Here is a 25,733-nt window from a genome sequence, read left to right on the forward strand (position 1 = left end):
GACACAAAGGCCGCAGTTTAACGCGGCAGCGAATGCTCGCTGCCCGCGTCGATTCGTCGCTGCCGCACAATCACTTCTTGTCGGGCTCGGCTTCCGTGTCGGTGCCGCTTTTGCCGTTGCTTCTATTGGTGACGGCGCCCGTTTCGTCGAGCTCGTCGTCGAGGTCGTCGTCGTTTTCACCGGTCGGTGGATCGGATTCGGCCGCCATGCTGGCAAAGACAATGTGACGAGCGGGCGCCGCGCAGGCAAGGGAATGGAGGTTCATGTCGTGTGCTCCGGAAGATTGTCCGCATTGGTTGCAGCAATCCTCGAACCCGGCAGCGCACGTTCTGGCGTCAAAAGAAAAAGCCGCCTCGGAAGGCGGCTTCAGCAGATCAGCAACGTGATCCCAGCGCGAGGCGCTCAATGTCCGAACGACTCCGCTTTTGGCACCGACGCATTCGCCACATGCGGCCGCGCCGCCTGCTTGATCAGCAGCGCGATGCACGCAATCACGCCGGCGACCGCGATCGTCGCGAAGATGCCGGCGAACGTGAAATGACGCCGCGCCAGTTCGGCAACGAGGAACGAGCCCGCAATGCCGCCGAAGCGTCCAATGCCGAGCATCCATGCGACGCCCGTGCCGCGGCCCTGCGTCGGGTAGAACGCGGCGGCGAGCGCGGGCATCGACGATTGCGCGGTATTCATCAGCACACCCGCCACGAACACGATGAACACAAGCGCGCCGACATTGCCCACCGCCTGGCCGATGAAGTACACGCTAACGGCGGTCAGCGCGTAGCATGCCGCGATAATGCGGTTCGCGTTGAAGCGATCCATCAGCACACCGCACACCACCGCGCCGACGCCGCCGAGCGGGAACAGCGCAGAAATCAGCGTCGCGCGTTGCGGCGTGAGACCTGCCTCCTTCAGCAGAATCGGCATCCAGTTGATCGACGCGTAGAAGATCACGAGGCCCATGAAGTAGGTGATCCACAGCATCAACGAGCCGACGATGTATGCGCGCGACAGCACGACGCCCGCACCTTTGCTGCCGGTTTGCGGCGCAGTTTCGGTCATCATGAACGAGTCGGCCTGCGCGGCTTCGCTCGAAATGCGCGATAGCGCGGCGCGAATGCGCGCGACCGGCTGATTGTTGGCGACCATGTAGCGCACCGACTCCGGCATCTTGATCATCAACAGCACCAGCAGCAGAAGCGGGGCGATACCGCCGAGCAGCAGCACGCTGCGCCAGCCGAAATGCGGAATCATCCATGCGGCGAGGAAACCGCCGAATGCCGCGCCAAGCGGAAAGCCGCAAAACATCAGATTGATCACTGTTGCGCGGCGGCTGTCCGGACAGTATTCGCCCATCATCGTGACGGCGTTCGGCATGGCCGCACCGAGGCCGACGCCGGTGATGAAGCGCAGCGCCGTCAGATACTCGATGCTCGTCGAAAAGGCCGAGCCGAGGCACGCGGCGCCGAACAGCAGGACTGAGCCGAGCAGCATCCAACGACGTCCAAGCCGGTCCGACAGCGGCCCCGAAGCCAGCGCGCCGCAGGCGAGGCCGAACAACGCCGCGCTCAGCACGGGCGCGAGCGCCGGTTTGGCGATGCCCCATTCGGCGAGCAACGACGGTGCAATGAAGCCGATCGCGGCCGTGTCGAAACCGTCCAGCAGGACGATCACGAAGCACATGAAAAATACCAGCCACTGGAACGGCGAAAACGGATGCTCGTTGAGGAAGGTCTGAACGTTCACAGCGTTGCTGCGATTCATGATGCGTCTCCTGACTGCAAAAAGGCCCGTCGGAGCGAGCCTCGTCTTACTTTACGATCGCGCGCCATTGGGCGGCGCGCGATGCCTGCGCCTGCGACTCTGTCCGCTTCATTCATGCATGGTATGCGGACAGGGTGGCCGTCGCCATCAATTTTATTTGTTCGTATATAGAACTACGATTCTTTTGGCGAACAAGCGCCACTGTAAGTAATTTGATAACGGCAGGTCAACGCGGGATTACCCGACACTGTTGCCGGTCCACGTCGAAAGGAAAGGGGCGGGGAGTTTGCGAAAAGCGCGGAGGGCCGCGGCGCGGCTGCGCGCGCCGGGGTAAAACGGGAAGAGCCGTATCAAAGAATCACATAGACCTTGCGCATGGTCTCATCCACTTGCCAAAGACCTTCTGTATTGGCTTCGAAGAACAGCGTGTCGCCGCTTGCGAAGTGGACTGTCTCCTCGTTGTCGGGCGTAAAGCGCCCACGCCCGGCGATGATGTGCATCACCTCGGCCTGCTTGACGGAGCGGCGGTAAGTGCCGGCCGAGCATTCGAAGATGCCCGTGTCGATAGCTTCCGTGCCCTTGATCACGCGTTGCACCCCCGAGACGCGGATCGGCGTGGTGCCAGGCAGGCCAGCCGTACCCCAGTCCTCGAGATTTTGCAGATTCACGCTTTGTTTGATTTGTTGAACCTTCATGGCTTGTGCTGCCTTTATATAGATGCGCGCGCCCGCTTACAGGTCGCTGGTTGAAGTGTTGGCAACGGTTTGCTCGATCTTGCCCAGGCGCACGACGGTCACACCGGGGCGCAGTTGCCGCAGTGAAGGCATCACGAGCATGCAGTTGTCGTAGGGCGTAGTGACCGCTTCGCCGTTCGACCAGCCGATCACGGCGCCTGCATCCGAGAAGATTTCGAGGCCCGTGTACGGCGCCGCAAAACGAAAGTCCATGCTCGTTGCGACGACCGGTTCCGTCACGCGCACAATGTGCTGCACAGGCGGCAACGGCGCGAGCCAGGCAGGCGGCAGATCGCTTTTGTCGATCGCGCCGGCGAGCAGCAGAAAACGCGCGGTCGTGTCGCGCGCCACTGCGACCGCGCTCTTTTCCCAGTGTTGCCCGCATTCGATCAGCAACGCGTTCTTCGTGCTGGCGGTGTCGCCGAAGCCTTCGTAGTCGCGCATGCGGCGGCCTTCCGGGTGGCCTTCGTCGCAGATGACGGTAGCGGGCGTGCCGAGCCGTATGGCGAGGTCGATGCCTTTTTGCAGCGGCCCGGCGACGATCAGCGGCTTGCTCTTCTCATGCATCGAATGCAGGTCGAGCAGTGCATCGACGCTGTCGATCACCGGCCGCATTGCTCGCGCGCGCGCCAGTTCGCTGGACGTTCGCGATGCATCGTCGAGTACGGCGGTGGTCCACACGCGATTGAAGTCCTGATCGACAAAACGGGCGGCGTCCGGCTTCGCGGGATCGAAGCTCAGATACGCCGCGACGTTCGCGAACGCGAGCGTGAGGCGCCCGCAGCGCGGGCGCAACGCACGGCGCAGCAGTTCGTCCACGACAATTGCGCCGCACACTTCGTTGCCGTGCGTGAGCGCGTTGATCATCACGTGCGGGCCCGGCACGCCGGAGTCGAACGTATGAACGTACGAAATTCCCGACGACGATTGTTCGTGCACCGAAATATCGGGAAACTCGACTTCGATGGGATAGCTTTCCATGCTCATGCGGAAGTGTCCTGACAAAAGTTTGAACGGGCCTCAGCCGAGCTTCGCGGCGATGGCCTGGCCGACTTCCGTCGTATTCGCCTTGCCGCCGAGGTCGCCCGTATGCGGGCCTTCAACCAGCGTCGCTTCGATTGCGGTCAGAATCGCGTCGTGTGCCTCCCGCTCCTTGCCTTCGTGATTGCCGAGGAAGTCGAGCATCATCGCGGCAGACCAGATCATCGCAATCGGATTGGCGATGTTCTTGCCCGCGATGTCCGGCGCCGAGCCATGCACCGGCTCGAACAGTGACGGAAACTTGCGGTCGGGATTCAGATTGCCGGACGGCGCGAGACCGATCGTGCCGGTGCACGCGGGGCCGAGGTCGGACAGGATGTCACCGAACAGATTGGTGGCCACCACCACGTCGAAGCGATCCGGGTTCAGCACGAAGCGCGCGCAGAGAATGTCGATGTGCTGCTTGTCCCACGTGACGTCCGGGTACTGCGCCGCGATGCCAGCCGCGCATTTGTCCCACCACGGCATGCTGATCGCGATGCCGTTGCTCTTCGTGGCGACAGTGATCTTCTTGCGCTCGCGGCGTTGCGCGAGGTCGAACGCGAACTTCAGCACGCGTTCGCTGCCGTGCCGCGTGAACACGGATTCCTGCAACACGAATTCGCGCTCGGTTCCCTCGAACATCACACCGCCTACCGACGAATACTCGCCCTCGGTGTTCTCGCGCACGATCCAGAAGTCGATGTCGCCCGCCTTGCGCCCCGCGAGCGGCGAAGGCACGCCGGCGAAAAGACGCGCCGGGCGCAGGTTGATGTACTGGTCGAATTCGCGGCGGAACTTGAGCAGAGAGCCCCACAGCGAGATGTGGTCGGGCACCGTGTCGGGCCAGCCCACCGCGCCGAACAGAATGGCGTCCGCCGATTGCAGTTGCGCTTTCCAGTCGTCGGGCATCATCTGGCCATGCTTTGCGTAGTACTCGCAGCTTGCCCATTCGATGTGCTGATACTCCAGCTCGATGCCGAAGCGCGTCTTCACCGTGTCGAGCACGCGAAGCGCTTCGGGCATGACCTCGACGCCGATGCCGTCGCCGGGAATGACAGCAATCCGATATTTCTTCGACATGTTGTGCTCCTCCATTAGGGCTAGTACTGATTCGATAACGGTTATTTTATTCCTGCTGTTTGGCTCTAAAATGATTGCTTTAGTTAAGCCACTGTGCACGATTCGTGTACAAACGTCGCATACAACCTCGACGCCACCGAGCGACCCATGAATGCCGTCCCGTCACCCGATCTCGGCGATTTACGCGTGTTTTGCGAAGTCGCGCGCAAAGCCAGCTTCAGCGCGGCGGCCGAAGCGTTGTCCGTGTCCGCGGCGTATGTCAGCAAGCGGATCAATGTTCTGGAGACTACGCTCGGCACGCGTTTGTTGCACCGGTCCACACGGCGCGTCGCGATCACGGAAGCCGGCGAGCGCGTCTATACGTGGGCAGAAAAGATTCTGGACGACGTCGATCAGCTGGTGGAAGACGTCTCCACCACGCGGCGCATTCCAGGCGGCAAGCTGCGCATTTCGAGCAGTTTCGGTTTCGGCCGACGCTTCGTGGCTCCCGCGCTCGCGTGCTTTTCGGAGCGCTATCCGCAGTTGAGCGTGCGGCTCGATCTGTTCGACCGGCTTGTCGATGTAGCCGGCGAAGGTTTCGATCTCGACATTCGCATCGGCGACGACATCGCGCCGCATCTGATCGCGCGGCGGCTTGCGTCGAATCATCGTGTGCTATGCGCGTCGCCCGACTATCTCGCGCGGCATGGCGCGCCGCGTCAGCTTGCGGACCTGTCGTCGCATGCGTGTCTCGCGATCAAGGAGCGCGATCATCCGTTCGGGTTGTGGCGCTTGACCGTGCGCGGCGAGGCGGCGTCGATCAAGGTGACTGGACCGTTGTCGACCAATCATGGCGAGGTGGCGGTGCAATGGGCGCTGGCCGGGCGCGGCATCGTACTGCGTTCGATGTGGGACGTGCGGCCGCTGCTGGAAAGCGGCCAGTTGCAGCAGGTGTTGCCGGACGTGACGCAACCGGCGAATTTGTGGGCGGTGTATCCGGCGCGGCTCGCGCAGTCCGCAAAAGTGCGGGTTTGCGTGGACTTTCTGAGCGAGGAATTCGCGCAATGGAGCCCGCCGAACGAAAGCGCCTAGTTAGTGATGATTCTGCGAAAACAGCGTTTCAAGCGGATAGTGGCTCTTCACGAATGGCGACTTGATGATCACGTAGCTGAAGTACTTCTCAATGCCGATGTCGCGTTCCAGTAAGCCTTCGATAATGCTCTGGTAATGGCTCACGCTGCGCGTGACGAACTTGAGCAGGTAATCGTAGCCGCCGCTCGCAAGATGGCATTCGACAATTTCATCGACATCGCGAATCGCATTCACGAACTTGGTGAAGTCCTCCCGCCGATGATCGGCGAGCGTGACTTCGGTGAAAACGATCTGCACGTCGCCCAGCTTTTCGAGCTGGATTTGCGCACCATAGCCGATGATGTAGCCGGCTTTCTCCAGACGCTTGACGCGAATCAGGCAAGGGCTGGGCGAAAGGCCGACCGCATCGGCAAGCTCGACGTTGGTTATGCGGCCTTTCTTCTGCAACTGCGAAAGTATGCGCAGGTCAATACGGTCCAGCTTGCAGTCGCTGCTCATCGTAACGTTGTGGCTCCGGCGGTTGAGGTAAGGGGCTCTGGGGTGCCCTCTACTCTAGCATGCAGCGGCAGTACTTTTGACCTGGCTGTTGACCGCGGTTTGGCCGCTCAGCGCTGCCCGAACCTCGGCTTGCGCGAGCACGTCGTCCAGGGTTTTTTCGAGGCGCTCGAACATCATGTCGAAGTCGGATTCGGTGTACGAGAGCGCCGGCGCAAAGCCGAGAATGTTGTCGCCGAAGGCACGGAAGATCAGGCGGTTTTCATATGCGGCGGCGGCAATGCGCTCGGACAGTTTCAGCGCGGGATCGAATTGCGCCTTGGTGTCTTTGTTGGCGACGAGTTCCAGCGCGCCGAGCAGCCCGCGGTGACGCGAGTCGCCCACTAAAGGATGCGCGAGCAATGCGTCGAGACCGCGCGCGAAACGCGGCCCGCGCGCCACGCCGTTCGCGAGCAGCCCGCCTTCGTGATAAAGCCGCAGCACCTCGAGACCGATTGCCGCGCTCACCGGATGCGCCGAATACGTGTGACCGTGACCGACAATCGCTTCGGCGTCGCCATCGGCAATGCCTTGATAAATTTCGTCAGACATCAGCACGGCGCCCATCGGCGCATAACCTGCGGTCAAACCTTTGGCAACCGTCATCAGGTCGGGCTCGACGTTCTCCCCTTGGCATGCGAAGAGCGGACCGGTGCGGCCAAAGCCGGTAATGACCTCGTCGGCGACGAACAGAATGCCGAGCTTGCGGCAGCTTTCGCGCATCGCCTTCAGCCAGCCGACCGGCGGCACGATCACGCCGCCGGAGCCTTGAATCGGCTCGCAGAAGAACGCGGCCACGTTGTCCGCGCCGAGTTCCGCGACCTTCGCTTCGAGCGCGGCGACCGAGGCGGCGATCAGCGCGGCGTCGTCGGCGAAATGATTGCGGTACGCATACGGCGACGGCAAATGATGCTGGTTCGGCAACGGCAGATCGAAATTGCGGTGAAACGCGGGCAATGCAGTGAGCCCCGCGCCCATGCTCGACGAGCCGTGGTAGCCGCGTTGCAGCGCGATGATGTGTTTCTTCGACGGGCGGCCCGTCGCATTGAAGTAATGCGTGATAAAGCGAATGGCCGAATCGACCGCGTCCGAGCCGCCGAGTGTGAAGTACACATGTTGCAGCGAAGCGGGCGCCACGCCCGCCAGTTTCTGCGCGAGTTCGATAGCAGGCTCGGAGCCGAAATGGAAATAGCTGGTCGCGTACGGCAGCTTTTTCATCTGCGCGGTGGCGGCTTCGACAATGCTCTCCTGGCCGTAGCCTACGTTCACGCACCACAAGCCGGAGAAGGCGTCGAGCAGTTCATTGCCCGCCGCGTCGCGCAGAAATGCGCCGCTGGCGGATTCGAGAACCGTGACGCCGCGCGCCTCGTGCGCACGGTAGTTGATGACGGGGTGGATCAGATGCTGGCGGTCGGCTTCGATGAGCGATTGAATCGGCATGGTGGGTTCTCGTCGCGGAAAGGGGCTGTTGACCGTTCCATACTACTGATCTGCGGCGATTGCCCGCTTGCCTAAACAATTGCCTGAAAAGCGTGCACAACGCGTTTTGATGCATGCCCTTAGCATTTTGTGCTGCGGACGTTGAAAAGTGCCGCCGCGCGTGTATTCGATGAGATGCGCGGCGTTTCAGTAGCCACGCGTACGGTCGATCTGACCGAGCATCGGCAGACCTTCGCGATGACGGCGCAAGTTGTCGAGCACCACGTCGACGGCGGTATCGGGCCGCGTCGCGCTGGCGATATGCGGCGTGATGCGCACACGCGGATGCGTCCACAACGGATGACCGGCCGGCAAAGGCTCGGGATCGGTCACGTCGAGAATCGCGCTGTGCAGTTGGCCGCTGTCGAGCGCCGCCAGCAAATCCTGCTGATTCAGATGCGGGCCACGCCCGGTCTGAATCAGCGACGCGCCACGCGGCAGCCTGGCGAACAGCTTCGCGTCGAGCAGGCCGCGCGTGGCCGGCGTGAGCGGCAACAGGCAAGCGAGTATGTCGGTGCGCGCGAGAAATGCGTCGAGCGAGCCTTCGCCTGCATAACATTCGACGCCTTCTATTTCACGCGGCGAGCGGCTCCAGCCGGCACAGGCAAAGCCGAAGAGACGCAGCCGTTCCAACACCGCGGTGCCGAGCACGCCGAGCCCAAGCACGCCGATGCGCCGTTGCGCTGCGGGCTTCAGCGGCAGTTCGCGCCATACCTGTTGCTGTTGCTGAAGACCATAGTCGAACAGATCGCGATGAATCGTCAGCGCGGCCTGCGTGACGTATTCGACCATGCCTTCGACAATCCCCGGCTCGATCATCCGCACGACCGGCACATGCGCGGGCACGCCGGACAGATCGAATTGGTCGATGCCCGCGCCCACGGAAAACACGACTTCCAGATTGGGAAACGTGAGCGTGGGATTGTCAGGCGGCTGCCACGCGGCGAGATAGCGAATCGCCGCCGGATCGCCGTGATCGGGCCAGATATGAAACGGCAGGTCGGGTGCCTTCTCGGCGAAGAGCTTCGCCCACTGCGCGCCGCGCGCCGGATCGGCTTTATAGAGGAAGGCCATGACGGGTCAGAAAATCGCCTGATTAATGATGCCGTACTGCAAACAAGGCGCCGCCCTGGTTGCGATGCTCTCGGGCGTGGCATTGCGCACCATCCTGACGACGGTGTCCACGCGCGGCAGGCCGAGTTGTTCGAGCCATTCGGTCAGGCCGCTATCGCCGGGTGTATCGACGCGCACGAACACGCCTTCATTGAGCGCGAGCCAGTGACTGATGAGCGCCTTCGCGCGGCTCGAATCCTCGGACGCGGGCGCGACTACCGGGCCAATCGCAAAGCCGCGGCCGAAGCGCCGAAAAAGCGCAAAGCCGACCAGTTCGCCGTCGCGGTCGAGCGCGATGCCGTCGGCGTTCTCGAGCAGCGCGGGGAGCACCTCGCCGCGATCGAGTCCGCTTGCCTGCGAAGCCAGTTCCACGAGTCGCGCCATATCGCTCGAGCCTAATGGGCGCAGACGCTCGCCGGGCGGCAACGACACGAGCGGCGGCTGAAATGCCGCCCCCTGATGCTGATCGAGCGTGCCGGCCGCGCGAAAGCCGAGCTTTTCGTAGAGCGGCTGACCGGCGGTGGTCGCGTGCAGGAACGTGATGCGGCCGCCGAGTTCTTCGAGCAGAAGCTCCATCAGCTTTCTGCCGATGCCGCGCCCTTGCCGCTCCGGCGACACGATCACCATGCCGAGCGACGCACGGTCCGCGCCGTACTTCCAGCAGAGCGCGGTGCCGATCACGCCGCTCGCGTCTTCGGCGACGAAACCCACGCCTAGTTGCGCGACGAATTTCCAGTCATCCGCGCGATGCGGCCATTTGAGTTCGACCGTCAACGCATGGGCGGCGGCGATGTCGTCAAGGGTAAAGCGTCTATAGGTAATCGAATCGGGCACGCCCCACTCCCTGAATGGCTAAAGGCTTACGCGTCACTGTGTCATCCGGGGCGCAGTGTGACTAGGACGATCTTTTTATCCGGCGCGCTTCGGAGGGCCGCATCGCAATTCGATGCAAAACGCCCCGTCCGGACGCGCATTACAAGCGGGTTCTGCTGCGCGGCGAATTTTGTCGGCGACATATGCCGGGCGCGCGGCTCTACGATTTTGTCATTGCGATGGCGTGCTACAGGCGCATCGCCCGCGGTCTCCATTCAGCCCTCACTCAGGACACTTTCTCATGGACAGCTTCAATCCGGACGAAGTCACGGTTCGCAGCGGCCATTTCATCGGCGGCGAGTATGTGGAAGGCGGCGAGCACGGCGCGCGGCGCATGGAGGTCGCGCGGCCGTCGGACGGCGTGGTCTACGCAAGCGTGCCGGTGGCCGATGCGAACATGGTGGATCGCGCGGTCGAGAACGCATGGCAGGCGTTCCGCACGAGCGGCTGGGCGCGCATGGCGCCGCGTGAGCGCGCGAAAATCCTGCGCCGTTTTGCCGATCTCGTGGAAGCCGACGCGCTCGCGCTCGGCCGCCTCGAAGCGCTCGGCTCGACACGTCCGGTCGCGCAGGCTGTTTCGTGGGACGTGCCCTTCACCGCGGAAGGCATCCGCTTTTACGCTGAGTTCGCCGATAAGCTCGGTGGCGACGTCGCGGCCACCGACCACGATCATCTCGGCATGACGATCGCCGAGCCATACGGCGTAATTGGCGCAATCGCGCCGTGGAATTTCCCGCTCGTGATGGCTTCGTGGAAGATCGCGCCCGCGCTCGCCGCCGGTAATGCCGTCGTGCTGAAGCCTTCGGAGATGACACCGTTCTCGGTGCTGCGCCTCGCCGAGCTCGCCGTGCAGGCAGGCGTGCCAGCGGGCATCTTCAATGTGATTCAGGGCGACGGGCGAACGACCGGCGACGAGCTCGTGCGTCATCCGAAGATCAGCAAGGTCACGTTCACCGGCTCGACGCGCACCGGCGCGGCGATCATGGCGGCGTGCGCGAATAGCGGCACGAAGCCCGTGACGCTCGAACTGGGCGGCAAAAGCCCGCAAATCGTTTTCGCCGATGCGCCGCGTCTGGACGACGTGGCGCGCCGCATCGCGGGCGCGATTACCGGCAACGCCGGGCAGGTGTGCGTGGCGGGCTCGCGGCTGCTCGTCGAGCGCAGCCTCGCTGAACCGCTTGCCGAGCGCATCGGCAGGATCTTCGCGGAATTGAAGCCAGGCGCGACGTGGGCTGCGGGCACGACGCTCTCACCGATCATTTCGGAGCCGCAGGCGGCGCGCATCGAAAGCATTGTGGGCCGCACGCTCGGCTCGGGCGCGACGCTGCGCTACGGCGGCGTGCGTGCCGATGCGGGCGGCTCGTCCTCCGGCGCTGCGTCCGGCGCATTAGCGGGCGCCTTCTATACGCCGACGTTGCTGACCGATGTCACCGCCGACTCGGAAGCCGTGCGCGAAGAAGTATTCGGCCCTGTACTCACGCTGCAAACCTTCGACACCGAAGAAGAAGCGCTCGCGCTTGCGCAGCATCCCGAGTATGGGCTCGCGGCCGGCGTGCATACCGCCGACCTGGGCCGGGCGCTGCGTTTCGTGCGCGGACTCGAAGCGGGCACCGTATGGGTTAACCGCTATGGCCGCACGTCCGACTTCATGATTCCAACGGGCGGCTACAAGCGCTCGGGCATCGGCAAGGATCTGGGACGCCAGGCTTATGAGGCCAATCTGCGTTTCAAAAGCGTGCTGATCGATCTGAGGCAATGACGAGCGCCGCAGCGTGCGCGGCGTCATCGCCTGACTTCGGCCCGCGATTCGGCCCACCATACGGCCCGCGATGTCGCGTCTGACGCTACGGTCCAAGCCTCTCCTGGTACCACGCCAGCCCAAGCCTGGCAAGGCTTGCAGCCGGCAACCGCAGACTCTGCTGCGCAACGGCCTCAAAACGCATGGTTTGTGTCACAAGCAACGCGCGAATCAGGAACATCTATGTTTTTGCGCTGATTAAATCTTTCACAGAGATGAGCATTCACTGTGTTTTCGCCAATGAGCTCGACGCGAGTTCACCACCACGATAGGACTGCACCATGATCGAATTCGAACCGAAATACATCACCTTCGACTGCTACGGCACGCTGACCAAATTCCGCATGGCCGACATGACGCGCGAACTGTACGGCCACATCCTGAAGGCCGACGACCTGGAAAAGCTGGTCGCGTTCTACGCCGGCTATCGTCGCGACGAAGTGCTGGGCGCATGGAAGCCGTATCGCGATGTCGTGGTGAATGCATTGCGTCGTGCGTGCGTGCGCATGAACGTCGAATTCAACGAAGCCGGTGCACAGAAGATCTATGAGGCCGTGCCGACGTGGGGTCCGCATCCGGACGTGCCCGAAGGTCTGTCGCGCCTTGCGAAGAAGTACAAGCTCGTGATTCTGTCGAACGCATCGAACGACCAGATCCAGAGCAACGTCGACAAGCTCGGCGCGCCGTTCCATGCAGTGTTCACGGCCGAGCAGGCGCAATCGTATAAGCCGCGCATGCAAGGCTTCGAGTACATGTTCGACAAGCTCAACTGCAATCCGGAAGACGTGCTGCACGTGTCGTCGAGCCTGCGCTACGACCTGATGACGGTGCACGACATGGGCGTCAAGCACAAGGCGTTCATCAACCGCGGCCATGAACCGTCGACGCCGTATTACCAGTACTACGAAGTCGACGGTATTCCGCAACTGGCTGCCGAACTCGGCCTGTAAGCATTTGCCGAACAAAGGACACAGCGGATGAAGCTCGATTCCTACTGGCTCGACACCGCGCCGCCGTTCGTTTCGGCGTGCGAAGGCCCGGTCGACGGCCACGCCGATGTGGTGGTGATCGGCGCGGGCTTCACCGGCTTGTCGGCGGCGCAGGCGTTGGGTACGCGCGGCGCGTCGGTGACGGTGGTGGACGCGGGGCGCGTGGGCGGCGGCGCATCGGGCCGCAACGGCGGTCAGGTGAATACGGGCGTCGCGCAAGACTTCGTCGCGCTCGCCGCCCAACTCGGCCTGGAACGCGCGAGCGCGTGCTATCGCGCGTATTCGGATGCGGTCGATACGGTCGAGCGTCTGATCCGCGACGAGAACATCGACTGCAATTACATCGCGACCGGCAAGCTGAAGCTTGCGTCGAAACCGCATCATCTCGCGCATCTGGAGAAGACCGCCGATCTGATTCGTCGCGCGGTGGATACCGACATCGAACTGTTCGACGGTGAACGCATTCGCAGCGAGGTTCAGTCGGACGGTTTTCATGGCGGACTGCTGCAACGTCACGGCGGTCAGATGCATATGGGCAAGTTCACAGTCGGACTCGCCGAAGCCGCGGTTCGTCGCGGCGCGAAGCTGTATGAAAACGCGGCGGTCACGTCGATCGTGAAAGACGGCGATGCACATCGCGTCGTCACCGCGCGCGGCGAAGTGCGCGCGAAACAGGTATTGATCGCGACCGGCCCGTCGCGGCATGGGCCGTTCGGCTGGTATCGGCGACGCCTTGCTCCGGTTGGCTCGTTCATCGTCGTCACTGAACCGTTGCCGCCGGAACTATTGGCGAAGGTGTTGCCGAACCGCCGCGCGTACACGACCACGCGCCTGATGCATAACTACTTCCGCGTGACGCCCGATTCGCGTGTGCTGTTTGGCGGCCGCGCGCGCTTCACGGCTTCCGAGCGTCCGTCGGATGCGAAGAGCGGGCGCATCCTGCAACAAGGTCTCGCCGCGATGTTTCCGATGCTGGCGAGCGCGCGCATCGACTATTGCTGGGGCGGTCTCGTGGACATGAGCGTCGACCGCCTGCCGCACGCCGGGCAACACGACGGCATCTATTTTTCGATGGGCTACAGCGGCCACGGCACGCAGATGTCCACCCACATGGGCCAGGTGATGGCGGACGTGATGGACGGCCGCGAAGACCGTAACCCTTGGGGCGAGTGCGAATGGCCCGCGATTCCAGGCCACACCGGCAAGCCCTGGTTCCTCCCGCTCGTGGGGACGTACTACCGTATCAAAGACATCTTCTATTGAAGTCCTGTTGTTGTTGCTTGTTAGTCAACCCCACGCAGCCATCACAACTGCCCACCCTCGCGGAGAAGTTCGATGAATAAGGAAAACTCGAAACATGGCGCTCTTGACCTCGGCAACGGGTTGGAGCAATTGACAGCCAGGGGTGCGTCGCGGCGCGATGTGCTGCGCGCGATGGCCGCGGCCGGAATGATGTCGATGACGGGCGCCGGGTTGCTGAGCGCGAGCGGCGCGGCATTCGCGCAGGCGAAGCCGAAGCAGGGCGGCAAGATTCGGGTGGCGACGCAGTCGGCCTCCGCTGCCGACACGCTCGATCCCGCGAAGGGGTCGCTTGCCACCGACTACGTCCGTTGCAACATGTTCTACAACGGCCTGACCGAACTCGACTCGCATCTCGGCGCGAAGATGGCGCTCGCCACGTCGCTCGACACGAAAGACGCGACCGTGTGGGTCGTCAAGCTGCGCAGCGGCGTGCAATTCCACGACGGCAAGTCGCTCGCGCCTGCCGACGTGGTCTATTCGATCATGCGTCACAAGGACCCGGCCACGGCGTCGAAGGCCAAGACGCTCGCCGATCAGATCAAGGAAGTGAAGGCCACGGGTCCGGACGAAGTGACGATCACACTCGAAGGCGCGAACGCCGACTTGCCGGTGATTCTGGCCACGTCGCACTTCCTCATCATCAAGGACGGCACCAAAGACTTCAAAACGGCAGTGGGCACCGGTCCGTTCAAAGTGAAGGAATTCTCGCCGGGCGTTCGCACGGTTGGCGTGAAGAACGAGAAATACTGGAAGCCGGGCCTGCCGCATCTGGACGAGGTGGAACTGATCGGCATCGGCGACGAGTCGGCGCGCGTGAACGCGCTGCTTTCCGGCGACGTGCAGCTGATCAACGCGGTCAGCCCGCGCTCGGCGCCGCGCATCAAGGGCGCGGGCGGCTTTTCGGTGCTGGAAACGAAAACCGGCCAGTACACCGACCTGATTGTTCGCGACGAAGGCGGCATAACCGGCAACGACGATTTTCGGCGAGGCATGATGTACCTGCAGGATCGCGAGCAGATTCGCCGGGCGATCTTCCAGGGCTATGGCGCGATCGGCAACGATCAGCCGATTGATCCGACCAACAAGTACTACCTGGCGGGTTTGCCGCAGCGCAAGTTCGATCCGGACAAGGCGAAGTTTCACTTCCAGAAAGCCAAGGTGGGCAGCACGCCGATCCAGATCTTTGCGTCGCCGGCGGCCGAGGGTTCTGTCGAGATGGCGATGCTGCTCCAGCAGGTCGCGCCGCAAGCGGGCCTGAACTTGCAGGTAACGCGCGTGCCGGCGGACGGATACTGGTCGAACCACTGGATGAAGCATCCGCTCGGTTACGGTTCGGTCAACGCACGCCCGAGCGCCGATGTGCTGCTCACGCAGTTTTTCAAGTCGGATGCGCCGTGGAACGAGGCGAACTGGAAGAGCGCGAAGTTCGACCAGTTGCTGGTCGCGGCACGTGGCGAACCGGACGACGCCAAGCGTAAGCAGATCTACGGCGACATCCAGGTGCTGGTGCATGAAAATGGCGGCATCGGCATTCCGCTGTTCCAGAGTTCGCTCGACGCCTATACGAGCAAGCTCAAGGGACTCGGCTCGATTCCGCTCGCAGGTCTGATGGGTTTTGCATTTTCCGAAAACGTCTGGCTAGAGGCGTAATGTGAAGGCGTCCCGGTTCCGGTAACCGGCGCCATTCCCCGCAATACACGCAAAGGCGTGCCGCTTCGACGCGGCGCGCATGCTTCAAAAAGGAGGCGACTTTCGATGAAAGCACACGCGCAAAGACTTATCGCCGCGCGCCTCGGCCTCGCGCTGCTTACGCTGCTGCTCGTCTCGGCGATCGTGTTCGGCGTCACGGGGCTGCTTCCCGGCGACGCCGCCCAACAGGCGCTCGGCCAGGCGGCCACCCCCGAGGCCGTCACTGCATTGCGGCATCAATTCGGGCTCGATCAGCCCGCGCTGCAACGCTACGGCGAGTGGCTCCTTCATATCGTGACCGGCAACTTCGGCACGTCGATGTCGAACAATCTGCCGGTTAGTCAGTTGATTGCGACGCGGCTGCCGAACTCGCTCGTGCTCGCCGGCTTGACCGCGGCGGTGTCGGTGCCGGTCGCGCTGGTTATCGGCATCGCGTCTGCGATGTTTCGCGGCTCGCTGCTCGACCGTGTACTGAACGTGCTGACGTTGTCGACGGTGGCAGTGCCCGAGTTTCTGGTCGCGACCGTCGCGGTGCTGATCTTCGCCGTGAAGCTGCGCTGGCTGCCCGCACTGTCGTATCTGTCCGAAGTCAATTCATTCGGCGCGCTGCTGCGCATCTACGCGATGCCGGTCATGACGCTGTGCTGCGTGATCGTCGCGCAGATGGCGCGCATGACGCGCGCGGCGGTGCTCGATCAGCTCAACTCGTCGTACGTGGAAATGGCGCTGCTCAAGGGCGCGTCGCCGCGGCGCGTGGTGTTGCGGCATGTGCTGCCGAACACCATCGGGCCGATTGCGAACGCGGTCGCGCTGAGCCTTTCGTATCTGTTCGGCGGCGTGGTGATCGTGGAGTCCATCTTCAACTATCCGGGCCTTGCGAGCCTGATGGTGGACGCCGTGACCAACCGCGACATGCCGCTCGTGCAAGGCTGCGTGATGGTGTTTTGCGCCGCGTATCTCGCGCTCGTTCTGATCGCGGACCTGTGTCAAATCGTATCCAACCCGAGGCTGCGTCGATGATGAGCCAACCTACCAATCCCCACGTCCCTCACGCCGGCACCGAGCTATACGACGTCACCCGCGATGAACTCGTCGTCGAGCCGCCGCCCGTTGAAGTGGCGAGCGCAAAGTACAACGTGCTGCAACGCCTCGTGCACCGCTTTTCCGTGCTCGGCCTGCTTGGCCTGCTGATGGTCCTGTTCTGGCTTCTGGTCGCTTTCATCGGACCGTTGGTCGCGCCGTACAAAGGCGGCGCGCTGACGTCGACGGAAATTTTCGGCCGTTATAGCGCGGCCTATCCGCTCGGCACCGATTATCTCGGCCGCGACATGCTGAGCCGCATTCTCTACGGCGCGCGTTATACGGTCGGCCTCGCGCTCGCGGCCGCGTTGCTCGCGAGCGTGATCGGCACGTTCTTCGGTCTCGTCGCGGCCGTGTCGGGCAAATGGGTCGATGAAGTGTTGAGCCGTCTGTTCGATGCGCTGATTTCGATTCCGAGCAAGGTGCTCGCGCTCGTCGTGATCGCGGCCTTCGGTTCGTCGATCACGATGCTCACGACGGTCGCCGCGTTGGCCTACATTCCTGGCGCGTTCCGTATCTCGCGCTCGCTCGCGTTGAACCTGATGGGCCTCGAATATGTGCAGGTGGCTCGCGCTCGCGGCGAAGGTCTGCTGTACATCGCGCGCGTCGAGGTATTGCCGAACATGATCCATCCTATGCTCGCCGATTTTGGGTTGCGCTTCGTGTTCATCGTGTTGCTGTTGAGCGGCCTGAGCTTCCTCGGCCTTGGCGTGCAGCCGCCGAACGCCGACTGGGGTTCGCTCGTGCGCGAGAACATCGGCGGACTATCGGAGGGCGCGCCTGCCGTGTTGATGCCGGCGGTCGCGATTGCCACGCTGACCATCGGCATGAATCTGCTGATCGACAACTTGCGGCGTCGCAGCCGTAGCCACGGAGACGCATGATGGCCGACCGGGACATGATTGAGGTGAAGGGTCTCAGGGTCGTCGCCGGTGCCGCGCACGGGCCGGTGACGGAGATCGTCAAGGGCGTCGACTTTTCGGTGAAGAAAGGCGAGGTGCTCGCGTTGATCGGCGAGTCGGGCTCGGGCAAGACGACCATTGCGTTGTCGCTGCTCGGCTATGCTCGCGCGGGCTGCTCGATCAGCAGCGGTTCGGTGCGCATCGGCGACGTCGACGTGTTGTCGCTCGACGCGAAAGGGCGCCGCGCATTGCGCGCACGCACCGTCGCCTATGTCGCGCAGAGCGCCGCGGCCGGTTTCAATCCGGCGCGCACGATCATGGATCAGGTGACCGAGCCCGCGCTGCTGCACCAGTTGATGACCAAAGACGCCGCGCGGACCAAGGCGATTGGGCTCTTCCGTGCGCTTGCGTTGCCCGCACCGGAAACAATCGGCGACCGTTATCCGCATCAGGTCTCCGGCGGGCAGTTGCAGCGCTTGATGGCCGCAATGGCATTGATCACCGATCCGGCTGTCGTCGTGTTCGACGAGCCGACTACCGCGCTGGATGTGACCACGCAGATCGAAGTGCTCGCGGCCTTCAAGAAGGTGGTGCGCGAACTCGGCACGACTGCTGTTTACGTGTCGCACGATCTTGCCGTGGTCGCGCAGATGGCCGACCGAATCGTCGTGCTGAACGGCGGCGCGGTGAAAGAAAACGGCGCGGTCGCGCAAGTGCTCGACGCGCCCGTCGATGCCTACACGCGCCAGTTGCTCGCCGCGACGCGTCGCCCCGAAGCGTCGTTTGAAACGCCGCGTGAAGGCGCTGAGCCTGTACCGCCGCTGCTCGAAATTCGCGGACTGTCGGCGGGCTATGGCCGCATCGACCGCTCCGGCGTGCCCGCGGTGCGCGTACTCGACGATGTCAGTCTCAGCATTGCTCGTGGCAGCGCGCTCGGCGTGATCGGCGAATCGGGTTCGGGCAAGACGACGCTCGCGCGCGTGGTGGCGGGTCTTGTCGACCGCGCGCGCGGCGAAGTACTGTTCAACGGTAAGCCGCTGCCCGCGCAACTGTCGCACCGCACACCCGACCAGTACCGGCAGATTCAGATCGTGTTCCAGAATGCGGACACTGCGCTGAACCCGAGCCATTCGATTGCGGACATTCTCGGCCGGCCGCTCGCGTTCTATCACCATCTGCGTGGCGCTGCCGCGAAGAAGCGCATGCTCGCGTTGCTCGATCTGGTGAAACTGCCGGCTTCCATAGCCACGCGCACGCCTGCCGGTTTGTCCGGTGGTCAGAAGCAGCGCGTGAATCTGGCGCGCGCGCTCGCCGCCGACCCCGCGCTGATTCTCTGCGACGAAGTGACATCCGCGCTCGACACGGTAGTCGGCGCCGCGATCCTCGATCTGCTCGCCGAGTTGCGGCGCGAGCTTGGCGTGTCGTACATGTTCATCAGCCACGACATCTCGACCGTGCGCGCGATCTGCGACGAAGTGATCGTGTTGTATGCGGGGCAGCGTGTCGAAGCGGGACAACGCGACGTGCTCGCCGCGCCGCCGTATCACCCGTACACCGGTCTGCTCGTCGATTCGGTGCCCGAGCTGAAGCCCGGCTGGCTCGACGCCCGCCGTCACGTGGCCGCCTGCGCATTACCCGCGATGGGCGAGAGCGCCCAGGTGCCCGAGTTGTGTTCGTTCCGTTCGCGCTGTCCTGTGCGTATCGACGGTAGGTGCAACATGACGCCGCCGCCGCTCAAGAAGCTTCCTTCCGGTGCGGAGATTCTTTGCCACCATTCGGCGGCGGAACTGAGCCGCTTGCAAACCCTGGAGACAATCCCGGCATGAACCAGCGATTTGTGCGGCTGGCGGAAACCGGTCGCAGGACCTTCCCGATTACCGTCGACGGCGTGGTGCGCGAAGCCGCCGAAGGCGACACGCTGATGGTCGCGTTGCTCACGAGCGTGAGCACGTTGCGCGATTCCGAATTCGGCGATGGCCGCCGCGCCGGTTTCTGTCTGATGGGCGCGTGTCAGGACTGCTGGGTGTGGACCGCGCAAGGCGAGCGTGTGCGCGCGTGCAGTACGCCGGCGGCGCCCGGTATGTCGATCGTCACGAAACTGGCCGAAGCCGGGGAGGGCGTATGGCCCCGCGCGTAATCATCATTGGGGCGGGACCGGCGGGGGTGCGCGCTGCTCAGGCGCTCGTTGAAGCGGGCTTGCGTCCAACTGTTATCGATGAAGGCCGACGAGACGGCGGACAGATCTATCGGCGTCAACCGGAAGGCTTTTCGCGCAGCTATGACACGCTTTATGGCACCGAGGCGGAGCGCGCGGCTTCGTTGCACGAGAGTTTCGATGCGTTGAAAACCAGTCTCGACTATCTGCCCGAAACGCTCGTATGGAATATCTCGGCGAACGCGGTGCATACAGTGAGCGGCACGCGTTACGGCACACTGCCGTTCGACGCGCTGATTATTTGCAGCGGCGCGACCGACCGGCTCATGCCCGTCAAAGGCTGGCATCAAGCAGGCACATTCAGTCTTGGCGGCGCGCAGGTCGCACTGAAATCGCAAGGCTGCGCAATCGGCTCGCGCATCGTGATGATGGGCAGCGGGCCGCTGCTGTATCTCGTGTCCGCGCAATATGTGAAGGCGGGCGCGCAGGTCGCGGCGGTGCTCGATACGTCGACGTTCATGCAGCGCATGGCCGCGTTGCCGCGCCTGCTTGCGATTCCCGCTGCGCTGAAAAAGGGCCTTGCGTTGACGCGTGTGTTAGCGAAAGCGCGCGTGCCGGTTTATCGCGGCGTGCAGCCTCTCGAGATCAAAGGTTCGCCGCAAACGGGCGTAAGCGGTGTGACAGCGGCGCTGCCGGGCGGCAAGCGGATCGAGCTCGCGTGTGATGCCGTGGCGCTCGGCTATCACTTGCGCCCCGAGACGCAACTCGCAGACCTCGCCGGTTGCCGCTTCATCTTCGACGGCGACGCGCAGCAGTGGCTTGCGCAAATCGACAACGACGGCCGCAGCAGCGTCAAAGGCGTCTATCTTGCAGGCGACGGCGCGCGCGTGCGCGGCGCAGACGCAGCGGAACGTTCCGGCCGCCTCGCGGCACTCGCCGCGATGCACGACCACGGCATGCAGACCGCGGGCATAAAAGACATGGAAGGCTTGCGCGCTGAACTCGCCCGCTTTACGCGCTTTGCCGCGGGCTTGCGCGAAGCGTTTCCGTGGCCCGCGAAGTTCGCCGCGTCGCTGGCCGACGAAACCATTGTTTGCCGCTGCGAAGCGATCACGGCGGGCGAGTTGCGCCGCGTCGTATGCGAGACGGGCGCGCAGGAAGCCAATCGCGCGAAGGCGTTTTCGCGCGTCGGCATGGGCCGTTGCCAGGGGCGCTACTGCGGACACGCCGGCGCGGAAATTATCGCGGCGGCGGCTTGCGTGCCGCTCTCGTCGGTGGGACGTTTGCGCGGCCAGGCGCCGGTCAAGCCGCTGCCCGTCGCACTCACCGAGGAGGTGGCGCAATGAGCGCGGCGACTAGCAACGAAGCGGATGTCATCGTGATCGGCGGCGGCATCATGGGCACCACCACGGCGTTCTTTCTGCGCCAGCGAAATCGCTCGGTGATTCTGCTCGAACGCGGGCTGACCGGGCAGCAGGCGAGCGGCGTGAACTTTGGCGGCGTTCGGCGGCAAGGCCGCGCATTGCCGCAACTCGCGATGGCCAATCGCGCGTTGCGTACCTGGCAGCGCTCGGCGGAACTGCTTGGTGAGGACATCGAGTTTCTGCCGGTTGGCCATACGCGCGTGTGCTATCACCAGAAGGACGTCGAGAATTTCGATCAGTACGCGATCGACGCGCGCGCTCACGGGCTCGAACTCGAAGTGCTGCACGGCGAAGCGATGTTCCGGCGTTTCCCGTTTCTTGGACGTGAAGTGCTGGCTGCGTCCATTTCGCCGCTCGACGGCCACGCGAATCCGCGGCTGGCCGCGCCCGCATTCGGACGCGCGGCGGCGCGGCTCGGCGCACAGGTGATCGAGAACACGGAGATCGTGCGCGTCGAAAAAGACGGCGACCGCTTTCGCGTGGAAAGCGCGCGCGGCGACGTGTACCGCGCCGCGCAACTCGTCATTTGTGCGGGCGCGTGGGCGACGCGTCTTACCGAACAGTTCGGCGAGGGCGCGCCGCTTACGGTAAGCGGCCCGCAAATGTGCGTGACGGAGCCGGTGCCCTACGTGTTCAAATCGTCGATGGGCGTGTTCACGTCCATCAAGCAGGAAGGCATCTATTTCCGGCAGATTCCGCGCGGCAATATTATCGTCGGCGGCGGTCCCGCAGGTCCGGCGGATCCGGTGACGAGCCGCGCATCGGTCCTGCCTCAGAACACGGTGCGTCAGCTCGCGCAGATGCGGCGGCTCGTGCCCGCGCTTGCGCCGCTGCATGTGATTCGCGTGTGGAGCGGCGTCGAAAGTTATCTGCCTGACGGCGAACCGGTAATCGGCCCGAGCAGCAAGGTCGACGGTCTCTTTTATGCGTTCGGCTTTAACGGGGCCGGTTTTCAGATCGGCCCGGGCGTCGGTGAAACGATGGCGGAACTCCTCGATACCGGCAGCACGCCGATTCCACTCGACCGGTTTTCCATTCAGCGTTTTGCAAAAGGCCTGGCGCCTCGCCCGACCATCGTGACGTCATGAAACAGTCCATCAGCCTTAATACCGCGCGGGCTTTTATCGAAGCTCATTTCAACGAGCCGGTGACGCTCGCGCAACTCGCGGCGCTGTCCGCGCTTAGCGTGTCGCGTTTCGCGACGGTGTTCCGGCAGCAATACGGTTCTTCGCCGTATCGCTATCTGTGCGGCGTGCGCATTCAGCGGGCGCAGACGATGTTGCTCGAAGGCGTGCCCGGCTCAGTGGTCGCGACCGAGGTGGGCTTCTTCGATCAAAGCCACTTTGGCCGGCATTTCAAACGATGCTGCGGCATGACGCCCAGCATGTTTATTCAACGTGCGGCGGCCAATACGAGCAAGCATGGCAATGTCAGCGCGAAGCCTAGCGCGCCGCATTCAGCTTCCGCCATAAGGTCGTCTTGCTGATGCCGAGCGCGTCGCACACTGCGTCGCGGTCGCCGTCGTGCGCGGCGAGGGCGGCGCGGATTTCGTCGGCTTCCACATGACGGCTGCGTTCGCGTAGTGTCAGCGCGGTTTTCTTCGTGCGCGCGTGATGCGGCTCTACGATCTCAGGCGCAATGGTGCGCAGCATGTCGCGCGTGATCAGCGATTGCGTGGTTGCGCCGTTCAGGCCCGCGTTGGCTTGTGCGTCTGCGTCTGGATATAGACCCACGTCCGTTTCCGTTTCCGTCTCCATCTCGGCAAGCTCGACAGCGATCCGCTCGATCACGTTCTGCAACTCGCGCACATTGCCCGGCCACGCATAGCGACGCAACGGCTCGGCGAGCGCGGCCAGCACGCGTTCCGCGGCAACCGCGTCGGGCAGGCGCTCCGCGAGCCTCGGTTCACGCGCCGCGGCTTGCAATAGCAACTCGGCGGCGAGCGGTAGAAGGTCCGTTGGACGCTCGCGCAGCGGCGGCAGCGCGATGCTGAGAATGTTGAGCCGGTAGTACAGATCGGCGCGGAAAGTGCCGGCTTCGATGCCTTGCGTCAGCGCGCGATGGGTCGCCGCGACAACGCGAATATCGACGCGCGTGGGTTCCGTCGAACCGAGCCGCACGACTTCACGTTCCTGCAGCACGCGCAATAACCGGCTTTGCAACGACAGCGGCATTTCGCCGATTTCGTCGAGAAACAGCGTGCCGCGGTGCGCGACTTCGATGAGCCCGGCCTTGCCGCCTTTGCGCGCGCCGGTGAACGCGCCTTCCTCGTAACCGAACAACTCGCTTTCCAGCAACGCTTCGGGAAACGCGCCGCAATTGATCGCAACGAATGCGAAGTCGCGCCGCGCGCTCAGGTGATGCATGCTCTGCGCGACCATTTCCTTGCCGGTGCCGCTCTCGCCGAGAATCAGCACGGTGGCGTCCGATCTTGCGTAACGCTGCACGAGAGCGCGCGCCCGTTGCATGGATTCGGACGCGCCGACCATGTCTTCAAGCCGATAACGGGCGCTGAACTGCTGCACACGTTGACGCGAGCGCAATGTACGGTCGAGCCGTTCCACCGCGCGCGATTCCTGGAACGTCAGCACCGTGCCCGCCGCCGCGCCGCTCGTCGCAAGCGGCCCGCGATGCACGACATAGCTCGCGCCGCGCACGGTGCAGAACGCGTCGCCGTCCGAGTCGGGCAGGCTGCCGGCGAGATCGGGCGCGAGGTCGAGCAACGCGCGGCCCACTGCTTTTGCAGGGTCGATGCCGAGCACGGCGGCAAGACGCTGGTTCATCGCCTCGACACGGCCTTGCGCGTCGAGTGCAACCACGCCATCGCGCAAGTGTTGCAACAGGTTGTCGAGCCGCTGACGGCGGATCGTTTCGCGCCGCGTGGCCTGCGCGACTTCGAGTGCCGTGTCGAAACCGGCGCGCACGGACGCGCGCGAGTAGAGAAACACGGCGCCCATGCCGGCGTTCGCGGCGAGATCGGTCACGAGTCCTGGGCCGACCACCACGTCGATGCCGCGATCGCGCAAATCGAGCACGACGCTTTCCGCGTCCTGCGCGGATTGATGCGAGGCGAACGTCACATCGAGCCCGAATGCGGTGACGAAGCGGCGCACTTCGTCGGGCGTATTGCCATGCGTGACCAGCGCGACTTTGGCGCCGTCGCGGCGAGCGCGCGCGAGCGCGTGCATAACATCGAAGCCCGTCGGAGTGATCATCACGACGGGCACCGCGACGCGCGTTTTCAGATATGCGCCGTTCGAGCCCCCCGCGATGACGACATCCGGACGCGCCGCTCCCGCCGCGTCGATCTCGCGAACGGCGTCTTCGAAACCTTGCGCGACAATGCGCAAGTCCGCACGTTCCACGTATTCGCCGGCAATGTCGAAAAACAGATCGCGCAGGCGGCTGATGCTAAGCGCCCAAATGCGCGGGCGTTGGACGGAGTCGAAGGAAGGCGTGCTCATGAGCGTTCAGTGGCTTGGGGCGGGTTGGCCAAGTCGACTATTATGCGCGCATCAGTTTCATGAGTGAAATTCGCACGTTTCAAAGATGAAATAACCCGTGCTCCGCGAATTGTGGCAATCCTGGAAAATCATGCACTTACCGCATGCCCGTGCCGGTGGCCCGTTCTTTGCGTTTCTAGTCGCGTTTAAAAGACCGACGCAACTGGAGACATACTGATGAGCGAAGCAGACAACAGCACGCCGAACGCGGGCGCATTCAAACCGAAAAAATCGGTTGCGCTGTCCGGCGTGACCGCAGGCAACACCGCGCTTTGCACGGTCGGCAAGACGGGCAACGATCTGCACTATCGCGGCTACGACATTCTCGACATTGCGGGCAACTGCGAATTCGAGGAGATCGCGTATCTGCTGGTGCACGAAAAGCTGCCGACGCAGGCCGAACTGACTGCGTACAAGACGAAACTCAAGGCATTGCGCGGCCTGCCCGCGAACGTCAAGGCCGCGCTCGAATGGATTCCTGCCGCCGCGCATCCAATGGATGTGATGCGCACCGGCGTGTCGGTGCTCGGCACCGTGCTGCCGGAGAAGGACGACCACAATCTGCCCGGCGCGCGCGATATCGCCGACAAGCTGATGGCCTCGCTCGGCTCGATGCTGCTGTACTGGTATCACTATTCGCACAACGGCAAACGCATTGAAGTCGAGACCGACGACGATTCGATCGGCGGCCACTTCCTGCATCTGCTGCATGGCGTCGAACCGCCGAAGTCGTGGGTCGATGCAATGCATGTGTCGCTGAACCTGTACGCCGAGCATGAGTTCAATGCATCGACGTTTACGGGTCGCGTGATTGCCGGTACAGGATCGGACATCTATTCGGCGATTACCGGCGCAATCGGCGCACTGCGCGGACCGAAGCACGGCGGCGCGAATGAAGTCGCGTTCGAAATCCAGTCGCGCTATCAGACGCCGGATGACGCGGAAAGCGATATCCGCAGGCGCGTCGAGAACAAGGAAGTGGTGATCGGCTTCGGTCATCCGGTCTATACGATCTCGGACCCGCGCAACAAGGTCATCAAGGAAGTGGCGAAGAAGCTGTCGAAAGAAGCGGGCAGCACGAAACTGTTCGATATCGCCGAGCGCCTTGAAACAGTCATGGCCGAAGTGAAAAAGATGTTTCCCAATCTCGACTGGTTCAGCGCCGTGTCGTACCACATGATGGGCGTGCCGACGGCGATGTTCACCCCGCTCTTCGTTATCGC

At 63.4% G+C, this 25,733-nt stretch carries 23 protein-coding genes; 13 read left to right on the forward strand and 10 right to left on the reverse strand.

Features of this window, described 5'->3' with window-relative positions; genetic code table 11:
- Window positions 1–70: 70 nt before the first annotated feature.
- The 5 genes from F759_RS44360 to F759_RS0127020 form a co-directional block, all read right to left on the reverse strand.
- Entirely contained in the window at window positions 71–406 is a 336-nt protein-coding gene (locus tag F759_RS44360; protein ID WP_244438922.1) for a hypothetical protein, read from the reverse strand.
- Window positions 403–1,761, reverse strand: a complete 1,359-nt coding sequence (locus tag F759_RS0127005) for an MFS transporter (protein ID WP_027802606.1) — start codon at window positions 1,759–1,761, stop codon at window positions 403–405. The genes F759_RS44360 and F759_RS0127005 overlap by 4 nt, the downstream gene beginning before the upstream one ends.
- Before the next feature lie 350 nt (window positions 1,762–2,111).
- A complete protein-coding gene (locus F759_RS0127010) occupies window positions 2,112–2,456 on the reverse strand; it encodes a cupin domain-containing protein (RefSeq protein ID WP_027802607.1) in 345 nt (114 codons plus the stop codon).
- Window positions 2,457–2,492: 36 nt separating this feature from the next.
- Window positions 2,493–3,482: a M14 family metallopeptidase gene (locus tag F759_RS0127015; RefSeq protein WP_027802608.1), complete on the reverse strand. Its 990-nt coding sequence runs from the start codon at window positions 3,480–3,482 to the stop codon at window positions 2,493–2,495.
- A gap of 33 nt (window positions 3,483–3,515) precedes the next feature.
- The gene (locus tag F759_RS0127020) at window positions 3,516–4,598 is read right to left on the reverse strand and encodes a tartrate dehydrogenase (RefSeq protein WP_027802609.1); all 1,083 of its coding nucleotides are present in this window, start codon (window positions 4,596–4,598) and stop codon (window positions 3,516–3,518) included.
- A gap of 147 nt (window positions 4,599–4,745) precedes the next feature.
- Here F759_RS0127020 and F759_RS0127025 point away from each other — a divergent pair, with 147 nt between their 5' ends.
- A complete protein-coding gene (locus tag F759_RS0127025) occupies window positions 4,746–5,669 on the forward strand; it encodes a LysR substrate-binding domain-containing protein (protein WP_027802610.1) in 924 nt (307 codons plus the stop codon).
- On the opposite strand, the gene F759_RS0127030 is transcribed toward F759_RS0127025, so the two are convergent.
- The 4 genes from F759_RS0127030 to F759_RS0127045 all read right to left on the reverse strand — a co-directional run bounded on the left by F759_RS0127030 (window position 5,670) and on the right by F759_RS0127045 (window position 9,629).
- Window positions 5,670–6,167, reverse strand: a complete 498-nt coding sequence (locus tag F759_RS0127030; RefSeq protein ID WP_020071324.1) for an Lrp/AsnC family transcriptional regulator — start codon at window positions 6,165–6,167, stop codon at window positions 5,670–5,672.
- Between the two features lie 54 nt (window positions 6,168–6,221).
- The gene (locus F759_RS0127035) at window positions 6,222–7,643 is read right to left on the reverse strand and encodes an aspartate aminotransferase family protein (RefSeq protein WP_027802611.1); all 1,422 of its coding nucleotides are present in this window, start codon (window positions 7,641–7,643) and stop codon (window positions 6,222–6,224) included.
- Window positions 7,644–7,829: 186 nt separating this feature from the next.
- Complete coding sequence (locus tag F759_RS0127040) at window positions 7,830–8,756, reverse strand: 2-hydroxyacid dehydrogenase (protein WP_027802612.1); 927 nt, start codon at window positions 8,754–8,756, stop codon at window positions 7,830–7,832.
- Between the two features lie 6 nt (window positions 8,757–8,762).
- Window positions 8,763–9,629 (reverse strand): GNAT family N-acetyltransferase, encoded by an 867-nt coding sequence (locus F759_RS0127045; protein ID WP_027802613.1) that lies wholly within the window; start codon window positions 9,627–9,629, stop codon window positions 8,763–8,765.
- Between the two features lie 280 nt (window positions 9,630–9,909).
- On the opposite strand from F759_RS0127045, the gene F759_RS0127050 reads away from it, so the two are divergent.
- The 11 genes from F759_RS0127050 to F759_RS0127100 all read left to right on the forward strand — a co-directional run bounded on the left by F759_RS0127050 (window position 9,910) and on the right by F759_RS0127100 (window position 22,493).
- A complete protein-coding gene (locus F759_RS0127050; protein WP_027802614.1) occupies window positions 9,910–11,427 on the forward strand; it encodes an aldehyde dehydrogenase family protein in 1,518 nt (505 codons plus the stop codon).
- A 320-nt stretch (window positions 11,428–11,747) separates the two neighbouring features.
- On the forward strand, window positions 11,748–12,416 hold the full coding sequence (locus F759_RS0127055; protein ID WP_027802615.1) for a haloacid dehalogenase type II: 669 nt from the start codon (window positions 11,748–11,750) through the stop codon (window positions 12,414–12,416).
- A 27-nt stretch (window positions 12,417–12,443) separates the two neighbouring features.
- Window positions 12,444–13,718: an NAD(P)/FAD-dependent oxidoreductase gene (locus F759_RS0127060; RefSeq protein WP_027802616.1), complete on the forward strand. Its 1,275-nt coding sequence runs from the start codon at window positions 12,444–12,446 to the stop codon at window positions 13,716–13,718.
- 72 nt (window positions 13,719–13,790) lie between these two features.
- Window positions 13,791–15,407 carry an ABC transporter substrate-binding protein gene (locus F759_RS0127065; RefSeq protein WP_027802617.1) on the forward strand — a complete coding sequence of 539 codons (1,617 nt, stop codon included), beginning with the start codon at window positions 13,791–13,793 and terminating at the stop codon, window positions 15,405–15,407.
- A 105-nt stretch (window positions 15,408–15,512) separates the two neighbouring features.
- Window positions 15,513–16,466, forward strand: a complete 954-nt coding sequence (locus F759_RS0127070; RefSeq protein ID WP_027802618.1) for an ABC transporter permease — start codon at window positions 15,513–15,515, stop codon at window positions 16,464–16,466.
- Window positions 16,463–17,410: an ABC transporter permease gene (locus F759_RS0127075; RefSeq protein WP_027802619.1), complete on the forward strand. Its 948-nt coding sequence runs from the start codon at window positions 16,463–16,465 to the stop codon at window positions 17,408–17,410. Before F759_RS0127070 ends, F759_RS0127075 begins: the two co-directional genes overlap by 4 nt.
- Window positions 17,410–19,254, forward strand: a complete 1,845-nt coding sequence (locus F759_RS0127080; protein WP_027802620.1) for an ABC transporter ATP-binding protein — start codon at window positions 17,410–17,412, stop codon at window positions 19,252–19,254. Before F759_RS0127075 ends, F759_RS0127080 begins: the two co-directional genes overlap by 1 nt.
- Entirely contained in the window at window positions 19,251–19,565 is a 315-nt protein-coding gene (locus F759_RS0127085; protein ID WP_027802621.1) for a (2Fe-2S)-binding protein, read from the forward strand. Before F759_RS0127080 ends, F759_RS0127085 begins: the two co-directional genes overlap by 4 nt.
- Window positions 19,550–20,929: an FAD/NAD(P)-dependent oxidoreductase gene (locus F759_RS0127090; protein WP_027802622.1), complete on the forward strand. Its 1,380-nt coding sequence runs from the start codon at window positions 19,550–19,552 to the stop codon at window positions 20,927–20,929. Before F759_RS0127085 ends, F759_RS0127090 begins: the two co-directional genes overlap by 16 nt.
- Entirely contained in the window at window positions 20,926–22,095 is a 1,170-nt protein-coding gene (locus F759_RS0127095; RefSeq protein ID WP_027802623.1) for an NAD(P)/FAD-dependent oxidoreductase, read from the forward strand. The genes F759_RS0127090 and F759_RS0127095 overlap by 4 nt, the downstream gene beginning before the upstream one ends.
- Window positions 22,092–22,493: a helix-turn-helix domain-containing protein gene (locus F759_RS0127100; RefSeq protein WP_027802624.1), complete on the forward strand. Its 402-nt coding sequence runs from the start codon at window positions 22,092–22,094 to the stop codon at window positions 22,491–22,493. Before F759_RS0127095 ends, F759_RS0127100 begins: the two co-directional genes overlap by 4 nt.
- Here the strand turns inward: F759_RS0127100 and prpR are convergent.
- Window positions 22,450–24,471: a propionate catabolism operon regulatory protein PrpR gene (prpR, locus tag F759_RS0127105; protein WP_027802625.1), complete on the reverse strand. Its 2,022-nt coding sequence runs from the start codon at window positions 24,469–24,471 to the stop codon at window positions 22,450–22,452. The genes F759_RS0127100 and prpR overlap by 44 nt on opposite strands.
- A 216-nt stretch (window positions 24,472–24,687) precedes the next feature.
- Here prpR and prpC point away from each other — a divergent pair.
- Window positions 24,688–25,733: bifunctional 2-methylcitrate synthase/citrate synthase (prpC, locus tag F759_RS0127110; protein ID WP_027802626.1), on the forward strand; the 1,046-nt coding region annotated here is incomplete at its 3' end.

The sequence above is a fragment of the Paraburkholderia dilworthii genome (assembly GCF_000472525.1).
Classification (GTDB): domain Bacteria; phylum Pseudomonadota; class Gammaproteobacteria; order Burkholderiales; family Burkholderiaceae; genus Paraburkholderia; species Paraburkholderia dilworthii.